The sequence below is a fragment of the Acidovorax sp. Leaf191 genome (assembly GCF_001424425.1).
GTDB lineage: Bacteria > Pseudomonadota > Gammaproteobacteria > Burkholderiales > Burkholderiaceae_C > Acidovorax.
Genome location: NZ_LMPT01000006.1, coordinates 37,261 through 51,215 on the forward strand (window position 1 = coordinate 37,261; position 13,955 = coordinate 51,215).

A 13,955-nucleotide genomic window follows, 5' to 3' on the forward strand; every position below is an offset into this window, starting at 1 on the left:
GCTCCGAAGTATCAAAGCCAGGGGATCCATTAATCGGAACTAACCACCCCATTAATGGCATGCCTATTGCATAAAGGGTTTACACGATGCTCACTCCAAATGATGTTTTCACTCCTGGGCAGCTCCCAATTCATCCTACGAATATTTATGCGAATCGAGGAGCATCAGAGAAGCTCTTCACAAAAACGTTAGCGCGAGGAATGGTACCTGTTGTGTACGGTGAATATGGGGTTGGAAAAACGTCAATGGCACGGTACGCACTTCGTGAGAAGGATGAAGCCGGTCTTCTCGTAAATATAGAGAGCGTTGCCGATCAAAAATTGGATGCAGTATTTGCAAGATGCCTAGAAAAGTTAGGTTATACCGTACAAACTAAAAAAACAACTAGCGCCACCCACTCAAACACGCACGAGCAGTCCGCTCAAGCTGGTGCATCTGTTGGAGGCTGGGCAAATGCCGTGGTCGCATCAAAGCGCACAAATTCATCAGGCTCGGCCTCTCAAAAAGAAGAGCAGTTCGTTGTAACCTCGCCAACAGACTCAAAAATAATTGAAGTATGCGAGGAAGCAGGTGTTGCTTTGTTAATCGATGAATTACATCGCGCCACACCAGATTTCTCAGAAGAGTTGGCGAAGTTTATAAAAAGCTATGGAAATGCAAACTGCAAAAAATTTCGAATTGTTCTATTAGGAACAGCTTCAGACGCCAGCAAGCTAGTATCTTCAGACCCTGGCATCGATCGCCTAATACAGGAAGTGCATCTGACATCAATGACGAATTTCGAATCCGAATATGTTGTAAACGAGGGAATGAAGGCGCTTGCCATAACGATTGAACAAAATGTCATTGACAAGCTTGTGAAGACGTGCGTAGGCTCTCCGAGTATTCTTCAGTATTTGTGTTTAGAAGTAGCTGAGGCCGCCTTTGAACGCACGCCACGTAAAGTGCTTGCTACTGACGTACAGAATGCGGTGGACTCGTTTGTAGAAACAAAGATGGCGCGGTTAAACAAAGCCTACATTTCCGCCATTGAAAGCACAGGTGAAATTCGCTATAGAAAACAGATTTTGCGAGCGATGGCAGAATGCGATGACGAATATGTAACCATGGAAATGATCAAGAATCGAGTTTCCACCTACTTGGGCAAGGACGTACCAAGCACATCCTTATCCGGCCCTTTACGAGATTTGAAAGACGAGCGGTACGGTCCAGTTCTAAACGACGTAGAGCGCCCAGAGGGGGTAGATCGCTTAAACAACTACACGACTTTTAAAGACCCCGCTCTTAAGGCTTTTGTACGGCTCCAGGTACTTAGAGAAGAAGGCAGCAGCGAGACAAAATAAATCACCCCGGGAACTACTTTCCAAATCAGGGTTATCGGGACTATGCCGATAAGTGTTTATTCAAAATTCCGCGAGACATTTACTTGCCTGCGCCGCACTGAGGTTCGCCCAACGGCTCCCGGCCTTTATCAGAGTTCACGGGGCACCACCCCCACCGCCTCGCACCAGCGGCGGTAGTCAGCCCGCCGATCAGCCGTGGTGATCCGCTGCAGCACCGCATGGTGCGGCCCCAGGTATTCCACGCTGCCCTTCACCACGACATGCACCAGCAGCTCTTCGGTGCCCGTCGCCTCCCACCAGTCCACATTGCCGGCGGGCTCGTGGATGTAGTCGCCCGGCCGCACCACGCGGCCATCGTTCAGGCGGCGCTCGCCTGCCAGCGTCAGGGCGTGCACTTCGCCCGTATGCCGGTGCAGGCCCAGGCGCGTGCCGGGCGACAGGCGCATCAGTTCCACCCAACCGGCATCGTCGGGCAAGAACTGAATGGGCAGGGACCACTTGCCTTCGCCTTCGGGAATCCATTCCGCCAGGCCCGCACGCTCCAGCGTCTGGGCCACGATCACGTCGGCAAGGGGGTTGTTCGTTGTCGTCATCGTCATGTCGGTGCTCCTGGTAGCTATTGGTTGATGGCTGGCTTGATTGCTTGCTTATTGCTCGGGATGCTGGTGGCGGTACTCCTGCGTGCGGCCGCCAAAGCCGTAGGCGGCGGCCCGCACGTCCTGCACGTAGACGTAGCTTTCGGGGTGCAGCGCGCCCAGCAGGCCCTCGAAGGCTGCGAACGCCTCGGCGATGTAGCGCGCCTTTTCGGCCTTGGTGTTGGTCTCGTCCACCACCTTGACGTCGAAGTAGAAGCTCGACTGCTTCAGGTCGGCCAGCGACCGGCCGGCGATGTACCAGTCGGCCGGGTCCACAAAGGTGATGACCACGGCGGTCAGGTCGCGCCGCTTGCCGAGCACGCGGGTGGTCAGGTCCAGCAGGGTTTCGGCAATGCGGACAGACAGCTCGGGCGTGCGTTGGGCAGACACTTTGACGTTGAGGATGGGCATGGAGGGCTCCTGTTGAATGCATCGGGTTGAACGAGCCTTCACTGTAGAAATTGCGCTCCGCCACGGAAACCGCCCGTGGCGATAATGGCTTTTGCTCCGCACGCAAAGGCGCGCACGATGAAACAAGAACCCCGCTCCTTCCTCCCCGATCCGGCCGACCTGCGGTGGCTGGTGCGGTCGCTCGACCTGCGCTCGTTTTCTGCGGCGGCGCGGGAGATGGATGTGGCGGTGTCGGTGGTCGCGCGTGGTGTGGACCGGCTGGAGGCCGGCTACGGTGTGCGCTTGCTGCGCCGGTCCACGCACGGCCTGTCGGCCACACCCGAGGGTGCAGAGCTGGCGCAGGAAGCGCGTGCCTTGCTGGCGCAGCTGGAGGACATCGGGGCATCGCTGTCGGACCAGCGCAGCCGCGTGGCGGGCACCTTGCGCCTGGCCTCCAGCCAGGAGATTTGCGAGGCGCTGGTGCTCCCCCACCTGGCCGACCTGCAGGCGCGCTACCCCGCGCTGCGGGTGGAGCTGCTGGCCGATGACCGCGTGGCCGACCTGGTGACGGAGGGCATCGACGTGGCGCTGCGCACCACCGTGGGCCACAGCGACCTGGTGGTGGCGCGCGCGCTGGGCCGGTTCGAGCGGCGCCTGTACGCGGCTCCGGAATATTTGCGCCTGCACGGCACGCCCGCCGACCCCAGCGATCTGCAGCAGCACCACACCGTCACGCACACCGCGCAGGGGCTGGCGGTGACCTGGGCATTTCTCAATCCACGCGGCAACGCACAGGGCAAGCCGCTGGAGGTGACCGTGCGCTCGCGCCTGGCCGCCAGCAGTTCGGCCCTGGTGCACCACGCGCTGGTGGGCGGCGCGGGCATTGGCATGCTGTCGTGCCCGCTCGCGGCGGCCGACGTGGCGCAAGGCCGGTTGGTGGAGGTGCTGGCGCCTTTTGCGTCCCGCACGGTGCACACGCTGTACGCGGTGTCGTCACCGGGCCGGCGCAATGCGGCCAGGGTGAAGGCGGTGATTGATTTTCTGGTGAAGGCGGCCAAGGACCGGTGGGCGCTGGCGCCTGTGCGTTGAGGTTATTTTTTGCACCACCGGCTGGCTGGTCCGGGGGGTTCCTGAAGTTGAACAACCGGTCGGGCTGAGCCTGTGGAAGCCTTGCGCGGCGGCGCTTCGACAAGCCTGTCCTGAGCCTGTCCTGAGCCTGTGGATGGGCTCAGTCAACGTGAACGGTTTCAGGGCGAGTGGGCGCCGCGTTCACTGGAGGCCGTTGCCACCCAGCCCCTGAACGCGAACCCCATGTAGAACATGCGCACATCGCCGAACCCGGCCTCGCGCAGGATCGCCTCGTCCTCCTGCGGCGTCAGCACCGCCAGCTCGGCCGCCACCTTGGCACGCCCGCGGTCGGCCATCTCCGGCGCCATGCCGGACGCCACCTGAAACGCCGCATAGCGCGACAGCCACAGGTCACGCTCCCCTGCCCCGCCTTCGCCCCGAGCACCTTCACCATCGGCCACGCTCAGGTGCACCGCGACGAACGGCGCGCCGGGCTTCAGCCGCCGCCGGATCTCGGCCACCATGGCCGCACGCTCCTCGCGCGGCACAAAGTGAAAAGTCAGCAAACACGTCGCGCCATCGAACGGCCCGGCCGGTGCGCTCTGCACATAGCCGTGGTGCAGCGCCACGCGGTCGCCCGACACGCCCGCGCTTTGCAGCCGCTGCGCGGCCAGGTCCAGCATGGGCTGGCTCGGGTCCACGCCGTCGAAGCGCCAGCCGGGGTGCGCGCGCGCCATGTCCTCCAGCTCCAGCCCGCCGCCCGCACCCACCACCAGCACCCGGCCGTCGGCGCGCACGCGCTCGGCCAGCAGGATGCGCACCATGGGCAGCAGGCTGTCGTAGCCGGGCACGTTGCGGCGGGGGCCTTCGGCGTAGCGGGCGACGGCGGCGGGGTCGGTGAAGGGGGTCGTGGTGGTGGGATGGGGCATGGTGTGGTGTGCGGGGGGTACGGCGTTTTGCGGTAGAGGTTGAGCCGAGGGTTGGCCGGGTTGGCGCAGGGTTTCGACAGGCTCAACCCGAACGGGTAGGGGTATGCGACAGGGGGCAAAAAATACAAGACGAATTGGCCCTTACCGCTTTTCTAGCAAGCGCTAGCAGCTATCAATTCAGTAGTGAACCGTGAGCCCTCCAGCGCTCCTTCTGAGCCCATGCTAACATCACGCAACTTTGAATGTTGCATGAAACGAGATAGCCGCCTTTCCAACGTCCTCCACGCGCTGCTGCACATGGCAGAGATGGATGGCCCCGCCACGTCCGAGTCGCTGGCGCAGGCCATGCAGACCCACCCTGTGGTGGTCCGCCGCCTGATGGCGGGGCTGCGGTATGCGGGTTTTGTCTCGTCGGCCAAGGGGCATGGCGGAGGGTGGGTGCTGTCGTGCCCGCTGTCCGAAGTGACCCTGCGCGACATCCACGAAGCGCTGGGCGCGCCCACGCTGCTGGCGGTGGGCAACAGGGTGGAGAGCCCGGGCTGCATCGTCGAGCAGGCCGTCAACCGCGCGCTGACGGACGCGTACCAGGCCGCCGAAGAGGTGCTGCTGGCCCGCCTGGGCGAGGTGACGCTGGCGCAGCTGTCGGCCGAGTTTCATCAACGCATGGTGGCCGGGTGCCACGGTCACAAGGAGATTTCTCATGGCGGCAGCAGCAATGACAACCACCCAGGCGTATGAGGTGATCGTGATAGGCGGCAGCTTTGCCGGCCTGTCGGCCGCGATGCAGTTGGCGCGGGCCCGGCGGCGCGTGTGCGTGGTGGATGCGGGCCAGCCGCGCAACCGGTTTGCCGCCGCGTCGCACGGCTTCTTCGGGCAGGACGGCGAGCCGCCGCTGGCGATGATCGAGCAGGCGCGCCGCAAGCTGCTGGTCTACCCCACGGTGGCGCTGCGCCAGGGCACGGCGGTGTCGGCCACGGTGCAGCAAAGCGCGGGGTCGCCGGAGAGCGGCTTTGCCGTGGTGCTGGACGATGGCACGCACCTGGAGGCTCACAAGCTGGTACTGGCCTTTGGCGTGCAGGACGGCCTGCCCGACATCGCTGGCCTGCGCGAGCGCTGGGGCACCAGCGTGCTGCACTGCCCCTATTGCCACGGCTACGAGTTTGCGGGCCAGCGGCTGGGCGTGCTGTACCACTCGCCGCAGTCGGGCATGCACGCGCAGCTGATTGCCGACTGGGGCCCCACCACCCTCTTCCTGAACGGCGAACCCACGCTGGAACCGGCCGAGCGCGAGCGGCTGCTGGCGCTGGGCATTGCGGTGGAGCCTGCGCGCATTGCGGTGCTGGAAGGCGACGGCGGGGCATTGCACGACGTGCGCCTGCAGGCCCACGGCGACAGCGGCGCGCGCCTGCTGCCGCTGGACGCCCTGTACGTAGCGGCCACCACGCGCCCCGCCAGCCCGCTGGCCGAGCAACTGGGCTGCGCCATGGACGACGGCCCCATGGGCCCGTGCATCCGCACCGATGCGAACAAGATGACCACGGTGCCCGGCGTGTACGCCGCGGGCGACGCCACGCTGATGCGGCACAACGCCACGCTGGCGTCGGCCGAAGGCGTGCTGGCGGGCGTGGGGGCGCACCAGGCGATGGTGTTCGGGCCATAACGAGGCAGCATGGGTGGGCGCCGACGGCAGCGGGCCTTGCCTGAGGTTTTGGCTGCCGTTCTTTGAGCGCCCCCAACCGTTCGGGCTGAGCCTGTCGAAGCCCTGCGCCGCACGTCGGCAGCCCCGCCATCACCAGCCACAGGGCTCTGCGTGACCGGTTCACAGGGATGACTGCCGAGCGGACCACCGGTGCAGCCACGCTGCAAAGCCGCAAGATCGGCCCAGTCCCGGCGCGCAGGCTGCGGCACACTGTGCGGCGCAACGCCGCGCACGCCGACCTGCGCACCGGCCTGCCAGTTCCCAACCGCCCCAGTCATCCATCACCATGACCTCCACTGGATTCATCTCCCGCTTGCATGCCCGCTCTGGCTTTGGCAGTGCCTTTCGCTGGCTGTCCACCGCTGCGCTCTGCTGCGCCGCCACCCTGGCCCACGCCGCAGGCTTTGCCTTCATCGAGGTGCCTGCCGACCAGGACGGGCCCGCGCTGCGCGGCGCCGTGTGGTCGCCGTGCAGCACCCCGCCGGGCCGCATCGACCTGGCGCCGCTGGTGCTGCAAGGCACGCGGGACTGCCCCGTGACCGGCCCAGGTCTGCCGCTGGTGGTGGTGTCGCACGGCGCGGGCGGATCGGCCCTGGGGCACCACGACACGGCGGCAGCGCTGGCCGATGCGGGCTATGTGGTGGCCGCCATCCACCACCCGGGCGACAATTTTCAGGACATGAGCCGCCAGGGCCACCTGTCGGCCTTTGCCACGCGGCCGGTGGACATGAAGCGGCTGACGGACTACATGCTGGGCGCATGGCCCCAGAGCAAGCAGCTGGACGCGGGCAAGGTCGGCTTCTTCGGCTTTTCACGCGGCGGCTACACGGGGCTGGTGGCCACTGGCGCGATGCCGGACTGGACGCTGCGGCCAGACCTGTGCCCACCGCTGTCCACCCGGCCGCTGTGCGGCGAGATCCGCCGCAACGAGATACCGGCCACACCCGCGCCGGATGCGCGCATCAAGGCGGCGGTCATCGTCGATCCCTTGAGCGTGTTCGACGCCAAGGGCCTTCGGCAGGTCGGCGTGCCGGTGCAGTTGTGGGCCTCGGCGCTGGGTGGCGACGGCGTCACGTTGAACAGCGTGGAAGCCGTGCGCCAGGGCCTGCCCCGCGCGCCCGACTGGCATCTGGCCGCCAACGCGGGTCACTATGCCTTTCTGGCGCCCTGCTCGCCGGCGTTGGCCGAGGTGGCGCCGGACATTTGCCGCGATGCGCCGGGGTTCGACCGGGTGGCTTTTCACCAGGTGTTCAATGCGCAGGTGGTGCAGTTCTTTCAGCGGCATATTCCGGCGTCTGCAACGGCAGGCATCGCGGCGGGCAAGGCGCCCTGAGCGGTTTTCGTCAGCGGCGGCAAGTCTGCACCGCTGACAACATGGAGCCGCTCAGCGCGCATCGCAGCCGTTCACATGCACGGCGCTGTCAGGGTCGACCTTCTGGCAGGCTTTGACCTGGTTGGATTTGACCCGGCCATCCACCCAGATCGTGATGTGGGGCTCGGAGGCCTGATGGCACCCTTTCTTTATCTGGACCTGCCCACACGCGCGCAGAACCTGGGCGGCCTTGGATTCGTCGGCACCACGGTTTTTGACGTTATCCAGAAATGTCTGGACCTGAGTTTGCGTGTAGGGCTTTCCGGTGGCGGGATTGTTCACGTCGTTGTTGATTTCTGCATCCCAGTCCGGCTGGAACACATACGTGGGCCTGGCCAAGGCCGTCCCGCACAGCAGCACAGCAAGCACTGCAGTCATGATTTTTTTCATTTTCCGCTCTCCTGAATGCCTACTCTTTGACGATTTTCGGCGCCCTCGGCTTCATCACTTGTTGAGGAAGCGAGCCCATCGTCGCGCCGACCGGACGGCTTGGCGATTACAGGAAATTACAGCGGTGTTCAGCTAAAGCGCCCCGCGCAGCGTCAGGCCTGCTTGGCGGACAACTGGGGCCGCCGGATCGTCCACAGCGCCGCCGCCATCAGCCCCACACCCGCCAGTTGCACGGCGCTGAGCGTGCGCCCATACACCGCCCAGTCCACCAGCACCGCGGTGAGCGGGTACACAAACTGCAGCACGGCGATGCGCCCCAGCGCCAGGCGGGCCATGCCCGCGAACAGCACCACATACGCCAGCCCCGTGTGCACCACGCCCAGGCCCAGCAGCCAGGCCCATGCGGCACCCTGCTGCGGCCAGCCCAGCACGAAGGGGGCCCACACCAGCGCCACGGCGCCCACCAGGCACTGCCACAGCGCCATCGCAAACGGGCTGATGGCCTTTTGCGTGTTGGCCAGCAGCGTGACGCCCGCGTAGCACAGCGAGCCGCCCAGGCACATCAGCACACCCGCCATGTAGCCGCCGCCACCACCACTGCTGCTGGCGGCCGCAGCCGCTGCGGTGCCGTCCAGCAGGCCGGTGGTCAGCACCAGGCCGCCCAATGCGGCCAGGGTCGCCAGCCACTGCGTGGGCGAGACGGCCTCGCGCAGGAACAGGGCCCCGAACACGATGACCCAGATGGGCTGGATGTGAAAGATCACCGTCGCCACGGCGATGGACGTGCGCGGGATGGCCGCGAAGAACAGCGCCCAGTTGAACACCATGAGCACGCCGGTGGCGCACGCCACCCAGCGGGCGCGGCCGCTGAGCAGCAGCTCGCGCCCCCGGCCCGTGGCCAGGCACCAGGCCAGCAGCGCCAGCGCGCCGAATGCGCAGCGGAACCACACCGTCACCAGCGGGTGCTGGCCCGCCTCTTCCACAAACACGCCGATGGTGCCCAGCAGCACGCCCCCGGCGATGAGCAGCCACTGGCCGTCGCGCTCGCGCTGGACAGGTGGTTGCGATGGCTCTGCGGGGGATAGGGACGCTGCGATGCCGGCTTTGAGATTCATGGGGCTGATGCTCGGGGTTTAGCGTTGTGGTGTAAAACGGATAATTCGAACGACTAACATTCGATAAACGAATGCCATTGAAAATGGCGTTTGACAGAGCCCGGCATCCAACGTCTCCACACGCACCCATACGCATCCACACTCACGCACCCGCACTCACGTTCACACCGACCGTTCAGGCTGAGCCTGTCGAAGCCCGCCCCAATCCCTGTGCGACGGACCAGAGAATCTGCGCAGGCGCCAGCCACACGGCAAGACGCCAGATCACACCACTGCACACACCCACCGAGGCACTGTCACCACAATGAACCACCCAGACTTTCAGATCGACTGGCTGCGTGCCTTTGTGGCCGTGGTGGACGCAGGCTCGCTCTCGGGCGCCGCGCCCCTCGTGCACCGCTCGCAATCCGCAGTCAGCATGCAGATCAAGAAGCTGGAGGCTGCGCTCGGCCGCCCGGTGCTGCTGCGCGGGCCGCGCCACCTGGAGGTGACGCCGGCCGGGGCCGAGCTGCTGTCGTACGCGCGCCGCGTGCTCGACCTGCAGGCCGAGACGCACACGGCGCTGTTCGGCCCGCAGCTGGCCGGGCGCGTGCGGCTGGGTGTGCCGGACGACTATGCCAGCGCCTACCTCACGCCGGTGCTGCGCAGCTTTGCGCACCGCTACCACGGGGTGGAGATCGAGCTGACGTGCGAGCAGTCCACGTCGCTGATCCCGCGCCTGGGGCGCGGCGAGCTGGACCTGGCGCTGGTCTCGCGCGACAAGCCGCAGCGCGGGCACTTTTTGTTTGATGAGCCGTTGGTGTGGGTGGGCTCGCCGCAGCACGAGGTGTGGCGGCGCGACCCGCTGCCGATTGCGGTGTACGAGTCGGCCAGCCTGGCCCGCATCGCCACGATGAAGGCGCTGGCGGCGCGGCGGCGTGCGCACCGCATCGTGTACCACAGCTCCAGCCTGGCGGGGCAACTGGCCGCCGTGGAGAGCGGCCTGGCCGTGGCGGTGCTCACGCGGTGCAGCGTGCCCGCGCACTTGCAGATACTGCAGGACCTGCCGGCAGAGTTTGACCTGCCGCTGCTCGATTCGATGGAGGTGGCGGTGCTGCGCAGCAAGGTGTCGCTGCGCTCGCCAGCGGTGGATGCGATGTACGAGCAGATGCTGCGCACGCTGGGGAGTTGATGGTGCGTGGCGACACGGCCTGCGTGCCGGCCGGCACTGCGGACCACGACAGCAACCCTGCCGCCGCAAGGCACTTGCGCGACCGTGGCTGCGGCGCAATCCAGTTCTAATGTTTGGCACCGGGGCGCGCAATTGAACCAACGGCGCGCCCTTCTTCCTACCGAAAGCCAAGCATGACCACCACCACCGACATTCCCACCACCGCACTGCAACTGCGCTCCCTCGTCCAGCCCGACGGCACCTTGCAGATCAGCCTGGAGCCCACGCCCGTGCCCACGCCGGGGCCTGACGAGGTGCTGATCCGGGTGCAGGCCACGCCCATCAACCCGTCGGACATCGGCCTGCTCCTGGGCCCGGCCGATTTGTCCACGGTGCAGGTCACCGGCACGGCCGACCGGCCGGTGGCCACGGCCCGCATCCCCGAGCGCGCCATGCCCGGCATGGCCGCGCGCCTGGGCCAGAGCATGCCCGTGGGCAACGAGGGCGCGGGCCTGGTGGTGGCTGCGGGCGCGTCGCCCGCCGCGCAGGCGCTGCTGGGCCGCACGGTGGCGGTGATCGGCGGCGCCATGTACGCGCAGTACCGCGCCATGCCGGCGGCGCAGTGCCTGCCGCTGCCCGAAGGCACCACGGCGGCCGAGGGCGCATCGTGCTTCGTCAACCCGCTGACCGCGCTGAGCATGGTGGAGGCCATGAAGCGCGAAGGCCACACCGCGCTGGTGCACACCGCCGCGGCCAGCAACCTGGGCCAGATGCTGAACAAGATCTGCCAGAAGGACGGCATCGGCCTGGTCAACATCGTGCGCAAGCCCGAGCAGGCAGCGCTGCTGCGCGGCATCGGCGCGCAGTATGTGTGCGACACCAGCGCGCCCACTTTCGTGGCCGACCTGACCGAGGCGCTCGTGGCCACGGGCGCGACCATCGCGTTCGACGCCACCGGCGGCGGCACGCTGGCCGGGCAGATCCTGCAGTGCATGGAAGCGGCCATCAACCGCAAGGCGCAGGAGTACAGCCGGTATGGATCGGCGGTGCACAAGCAGGTGTATTTGTACGGCCACCTGGACACGCGGCCGACCGAGATCCACCGCACGTTCGGCATGGCCTGGGGCATTGGCGGGTGGCTGCTGTTTCCGTTCCTGGCCAAGATCGGTGATGCCGCGGCCCAGGCGCTGCGCGCGCGCGTGGCGGCGGAGTTGAAGACCACGTTTGCCAGCCACTATGCGCGGACGGTGTCGCTGGCCGGGGCTGTGAGCGCCGATGCGATCGCGTTTTATGGTGCGCGGAATACGGGTGCGAAGGTGTTGATCGATCCGTCGATGGAGTGAGCGGGGGTCGGTGCAGGTCACAGTCTGTCGGAGCGTTGTGCGGCGCTTCGACAAGCCTGTCCTGAGTCTGTCAAAGGGCTCAGCGTGAACGGATATTGGGGATTCCATTTCACTCACCCCCAAACCGTTCGGGCTGAGCTCTCAAACACCGTTCGGGCTGAGCCTGTCGAAGCCTTGGGCGGCGCTTCGACAAGCCTGTCCTGAGCCTGCCGAAGGGCTCAGCGTGAACGGGTAATTGTGGCTGCATCTTCACTCGCCCCACACCGTTCGGGCTGAGCCCCTCAAAAACCGTTCGGGCTGAGCCTGTCGAAGCCTTGCGCCGCGCGCCAACAAACTTCGCGCGAACGGTGATTGGTTTTCTTTGACTGCGAGCGGCTGTCCGTCAGGCCGCTGCCCGCACCAGCGCCACCAACTGCTCGCGCGGCCCCAGCAGCGCATCGCCCCCCAACAGCCGCAGCGCGCCGCCCTGCCCTGTCACCACCAGTTGCGGCACACCCCGTGCACCCACGGCGCGCAGTGTGGACTGGGCGTGGGCCACACGTTCGGCCAGCAGCGTGCGCAGCGCTGCATCGGGCGCCAGCGTGAGCGCCGCGGCGTCGACCAGGCCCAGGGCATTGAGCACATCGGCCAGCACGGCAGGCTCTGCAGTGTCGCGCCCATCCACATAGCGGGCATGCTGCAGCGCATGCAAGGCATCCAACTCACGCTCGGGCGCAGTGTGGGCCACAGCAGTCAGCGCCAGCGTGGCAGGGCCTGAGTCGAAGCGGCCAGACGGCGCACCCAGGATATGGTCGCGGTAGGCCTGCGTGAAGGGCTGGCCCGTGAGCTGCTGGATGCGCTGGTCGTTACTCCACGCATAGGCGGCAAATTCCGCATCCATGGGCCGTGCGCCTGCGCCTGCGAACAGGCCGGTGGGCGCGAGCGAGACATGGATGCCGTCCACGCCCTGCAGGTGCTTCAGCGCGGGCGCGGCGGCGTAGCACCAGCCGCACAGGGGGTCGAACAGATAGGTGACGGTGACGGAGACGGAGGACATGGTGGGTCAGGGGCTTTCAGGATCAGGGGATGCTGTGGGGGATGCGGTGAGGGGTGCTGAAGCAGCGAGCGCGGCTTCGAACCTTTCGATCTCTTGCGCGAGCGTGCCCCGGCTGCGGAAGTGGCGGCCGGCGCGGTCGTACCAGTTTTCGGCGTCTTCGAGGTCGCCTTCCTGCACATGCAGGATGCCGTGCAGCCAGGCCGCGAGCATGGAGCCGTCGTGCTGCACCAGGTCGTGCGCCGCGTTCCAGCGACCGGCGTGCAGGTGCTGCAGGACTTGCTGGAGTGGGTGCATGGACATGGGGGGCTCCTTGTGAAAAACGGATGGCGGGCGTTGATGCTGCAGCGCGAAGTCTTGTCGCTATCCGCGTGTATGTCTATCTGCGCTCCAGCTCCCACCACCCGTTCACGCTGAGCCCTTCGACAAGCTCAGCCCGAACGGGTGTGGGAGGCTAAACGGTTGTGAGAGCCCGAGCGGTTGTGGGAGCCTGAACGGCGGCACCAGCGCCAACGGCAGCGATGGATGGAACGCAGGTTCGTCGCCGGCCTTTCCTCTTTCCGTTACTCAGCGATTTACCACTTCATCTCGCCCTTGTTGACCTTGGCGCCGATGTCCAGCGACAGGCCCATGGGCGCTGCGGGGTAGGCCTTCTTCATCGCGTCGATGAGTTCAGCGCTGGTCTTGGTGGCGGCGGCATTCTTCTCGAAGGCTTGCAGGTAGCCCTTGGTGTAGGTGATGTTGGCAGCATCCAGCGTGCCGCCGGCAGGCATGTGGCCGGGCACGACGACGGCGGGCTGCAGTGCGGCCATCTCGTCGAGCTGGGCGACCCAGGCGCTGCGCTCGGCCACGGTTTGCGTGTCGGCCGTCCACACGTGGGTGTTGGTGCCCGACACCGCGATGTTGCCCACGATGGCCTTGATGGACGGGATCCACGCATACGGGCGGTGCGCCAGCACGCCGGTGGTGCCGCGGATCTCGACCACCTGGCCGTCCACGCTCAGCGTGTTGCCGCTGATGGCCTTGGGCAGCACGGGCGTGCGCGGTGCGTTGGCGCCCATCTTGGGGCCCCAGAACGAGAGCTTGGTCGCCAGCTTGGCGTTGATCTTCTCCAGCACGGCGGGGGTGGTCACCACGTCGGCCTTGGGGAAGATGTCCTTGAGCGTTTCCACGCCGAAGTAGTAGTCGGGGTCGGCCTGGCTCACGTAGATGGTTTTGAGCTCCTTGCCGGTGTCGAGCACGTTGGCGGCAATGCGCAGTGCGTCGGCACGGGTGAAGCCGGCGTCGATGACCATGGCCTCCTTCTCGCCGTAGACCACGGTGGAGTTGACGTTGAAGCTGTTGCCGTCGGCGTTGTAGACCTTGACTTGCAGCGGCTGGGCAGCCTGGGCACCGGTGAAGGCGACGGCGAGGGTGGCGGCGATGAGGGTGGTGCGGAACATGGCGTTTCTCCAGAAAGTTGAAGGGGTTGTCAGGGCTTGGCGTCGA

General features: G+C 65.9%; 15 protein-coding genes. 7 read left to right on the top strand and 8 right to left on the bottom strand.

Translation table 11 applies throughout. From position 1 onward, the window contains the following. The first annotated feature begins 86 nt into the window (after nt 1-86). Nucleotides 87-1,343 carry a P-loop NTPase fold protein gene (locus ASG27_RS26560; RefSeq protein WP_156370554.1) on the top strand — a complete coding sequence of 419 codons (1,257 nt, stop codon included), beginning with the start codon at nt 87-89 and terminating at the stop codon, nt 1,341-1,343. Nucleotides 1,344-1,471: 128 nt separating this feature from the next. Here the strand turns inward: ASG27_RS26560 and ASG27_RS06900 are convergent, their stop codons facing one another. Together ASG27_RS06900 and ASG27_RS06905 are read right to left on the bottom strand one after the other, a co-directional pair. Further along, a complete protein-coding gene (locus ASG27_RS06900; protein ID WP_056422770.1) occupies nt 1,472-1,942 on the bottom strand; it encodes a cupin domain-containing protein in 471 nt (156 codons plus the stop codon). Nucleotides 1,943-1,990: 48 nt separating this feature from the next. Beyond that, nucleotides 1,991-2,389, bottom strand: coding sequence for a tautomerase family protein (locus ASG27_RS06905; protein ID WP_056414546.1), 399 nt, complete (start codon nt 2,387-2,389; stop codon nt 1,991-1,993). Between the two features lie 117 nt (nt 2,390-2,506). Between ASG27_RS06905 and ASG27_RS06910 the strand changes: the two genes are divergently transcribed. After that, entirely contained in the window at nt 2,507-3,457 is a 951-nt protein-coding gene (locus ASG27_RS06910) for a LysR family transcriptional regulator (protein WP_056414549.1), read from the top strand. A gap of 158 nt (nt 3,458-3,615) precedes the next feature. On the opposite strand, the gene ASG27_RS06915 is transcribed toward ASG27_RS06910, so the two are convergent. After that, nucleotides 3,616-4,365 (bottom strand): class I SAM-dependent methyltransferase, encoded by a 750-nt coding sequence (locus tag ASG27_RS06915; protein WP_056414552.1) that lies wholly within the window; start codon nt 4,363-4,365, stop codon nt 3,616-3,618. A 249-nt stretch (nt 4,366-4,614) separates the two neighbouring features. Here ASG27_RS06915 and ASG27_RS06920 point away from each other — a divergent pair, with 249 nt between their 5' ends. The 3 genes from ASG27_RS06920 (at nt 4,615) to ASG27_RS06930 (ending at nt 7,397) form a co-directional block, all read left to right on the top strand. Next, nucleotides 4,615-5,103, top strand: coding sequence for an Rrf2 family transcriptional regulator (locus ASG27_RS06920; protein WP_056172076.1), 489 nt, complete (start codon nt 4,615-4,617; stop codon nt 5,101-5,103). Then, nucleotides 5,066-6,025: an NAD(P)/FAD-dependent oxidoreductase gene (locus ASG27_RS06925; RefSeq protein ID WP_235503970.1), complete on the top strand. Its 960-nt coding sequence runs from the start codon at nt 5,066-5,068 to the stop codon at nt 6,023-6,025. Before ASG27_RS06920 ends, ASG27_RS06925 begins: the two co-directional genes overlap by 38 nt. 325 nt (nt 6,026-6,350) lie before the next feature. Beyond that, on the top strand, nt 6,351-7,397 hold the full coding sequence (locus ASG27_RS06930; protein WP_056414558.1) for an alpha/beta hydrolase family protein: 1,047 nt from the start codon (nt 6,351-6,353) through the stop codon (nt 7,395-7,397). Nucleotides 7,398-7,448: 51 nt separating this feature from the next. Here ASG27_RS06930 and ASG27_RS06935 read toward each other — a convergent pair whose 3' ends face one another. Next, nucleotides 7,449-7,826: a hypothetical protein gene (locus ASG27_RS06935; RefSeq protein ID WP_056414561.1), complete on the bottom strand. Its 378-nt coding sequence runs from the start codon at nt 7,824-7,826 to the stop codon at nt 7,449-7,451. Between the two features lie 152 nt (nt 7,827-7,978). Then, nucleotides 7,979-8,941 (bottom strand): DMT family transporter, encoded by a 963-nt coding sequence (locus ASG27_RS06940; RefSeq protein ID WP_056414564.1) that lies wholly within the window; start codon nt 8,939-8,941, stop codon nt 7,979-7,981. A 304-nt stretch (nt 8,942-9,245) separates the two neighbouring features. Between ASG27_RS06940 and ASG27_RS06945 the strand changes: the two genes are divergently transcribed. Together ASG27_RS06945 and ASG27_RS06950 are read left to right on the top strand one after the other, a co-directional pair. After that, nucleotides 9,246-10,112 (top strand): LysR family transcriptional regulator, encoded by an 867-nt coding sequence (locus tag ASG27_RS06945; RefSeq protein WP_056414567.1) that lies wholly within the window; start codon nt 9,246-9,248, stop codon nt 10,110-10,112. Nucleotides 10,113-10,285: 173 nt separating this feature from the next. Beyond that, a complete protein-coding gene (locus ASG27_RS06950; RefSeq protein ID WP_056414570.1) occupies nt 10,286-11,434 on the top strand; it encodes a zinc-binding dehydrogenase in 1,149 nt (382 codons plus the stop codon). A gap of 382 nt (nt 11,435-11,816) precedes the next feature. On the opposite strand, the gene ASG27_RS06955 is transcribed toward ASG27_RS06950, so the two are convergent. The 3 genes from ASG27_RS06955 to ASG27_RS06965 form a co-directional block, all read right to left on the bottom strand. Continuing rightward, nucleotides 11,817-12,470 carry a DsbA family protein gene (locus ASG27_RS06955; protein WP_056414573.1) on the bottom strand — a complete coding sequence of 218 codons (654 nt, stop codon included), beginning with the start codon at nt 12,468-12,470 and terminating at the stop codon, nt 11,817-11,819. A gap of 6 nt (nt 12,471-12,476) precedes the next feature. After that, a complete protein-coding gene (locus tag ASG27_RS06960) occupies nt 12,477-12,770 on the bottom strand; it encodes a hypothetical protein (RefSeq protein ID WP_056414577.1) in 294 nt (97 codons plus the stop codon). 272 nt (nt 12,771-13,042) lie between these two features. Continuing rightward, a complete protein-coding gene (locus ASG27_RS06965) occupies nt 13,043-13,909 on the bottom strand; it encodes an MBL fold metallo-hydrolase (protein ID WP_056414579.1) in 867 nt (288 codons plus the stop codon). Between the last annotated feature and the right edge of the window lie 46 nt (nt 13,910-13,955).

Bases quoted from the DNA above. Each gene is read 5' to 3' on its own strand.
- ASG27_RS26560 (WP_156370554.1), top strand. From the start codon at position 87: ATGCTCACTCCAAATGATGTTTTCACTCCTGGGCAGCTCCCAATTCAT.
- ASG27_RS06900 (WP_056422770.1), bottom strand. From the start codon at position 1,942: ATGACGATGACGACAACGAACAACCCCCTTGCCGACGTGATCGTGGCC.
- ASG27_RS06905 (WP_056414546.1), bottom strand. From the start codon at position 2,389: ATGCCCATCCTCAACGTCAAAGTGTCTGCCCAACGCACGCCCGAGCTG.
- ASG27_RS06910 (WP_056414549.1), top strand. From the start codon at position 2,507: ATGAAACAAGAACCCCGCTCCTTCCTCCCCGATCCGGCCGACCTGCGG.
- ASG27_RS06915 (WP_056414552.1), bottom strand. From the start codon at position 4,365: ATGCCCCATCCCACCACCACGACCCCCTTCACCGACCCCGCCGCCGTC.
- ASG27_RS06920 (WP_056172076.1), top strand. From the start codon at position 4,615: ATGAAACGAGATAGCCGCCTTTCCAACGTCCTCCACGCGCTGCTGCAC.
- ASG27_RS06925 (WP_235503970.1), top strand. From the start codon at position 5,066: ATGGCGGCAGCAGCAATGACAACCACCCAGGCGTATGAGGTGATCGTG.
- ASG27_RS06930 (WP_056414558.1), top strand. From the start codon at position 6,351: ATGACCTCCACTGGATTCATCTCCCGCTTGCATGCCCGCTCTGGCTTT.
- ASG27_RS06935 (WP_056414561.1), bottom strand. From the start codon at position 7,826: ATGAAAAAAATCATGACTGCAGTGCTTGCTGTGCTGCTGTGCGGGACG.
- ASG27_RS06940 (WP_056414564.1), bottom strand. From the start codon at position 8,941: ATGAATCTCAAAGCCGGCATCGCAGCGTCCCTATCCCCCGCAGAGCCA.
- ASG27_RS06945 (WP_056414567.1), top strand. From the start codon at position 9,246: ATGAACCACCCAGACTTTCAGATCGACTGGCTGCGTGCCTTTGTGGCC.
- ASG27_RS06950 (WP_056414570.1), top strand. From the start codon at position 10,286: ATGACCACCACCACCGACATTCCCACCACCGCACTGCAACTGCGCTCC.
- ASG27_RS06955 (WP_056414573.1), bottom strand. From the start codon at position 12,470: ATGTCCTCCGTCTCCGTCACCGTCACCTATCTGTTCGACCCCCTGTGC.
- ASG27_RS06960 (WP_056414577.1), bottom strand. From the start codon at position 12,770: ATGTCCATGCACCCACTCCAGCAAGTCCTGCAGCACCTGCACGCCGGT.
- ASG27_RS06965 (WP_056414579.1), bottom strand. From the start codon at position 13,909: ATGTTCCGCACCACCCTCATCGCCGCCACCCTCGCCGTCGCCTTCACC.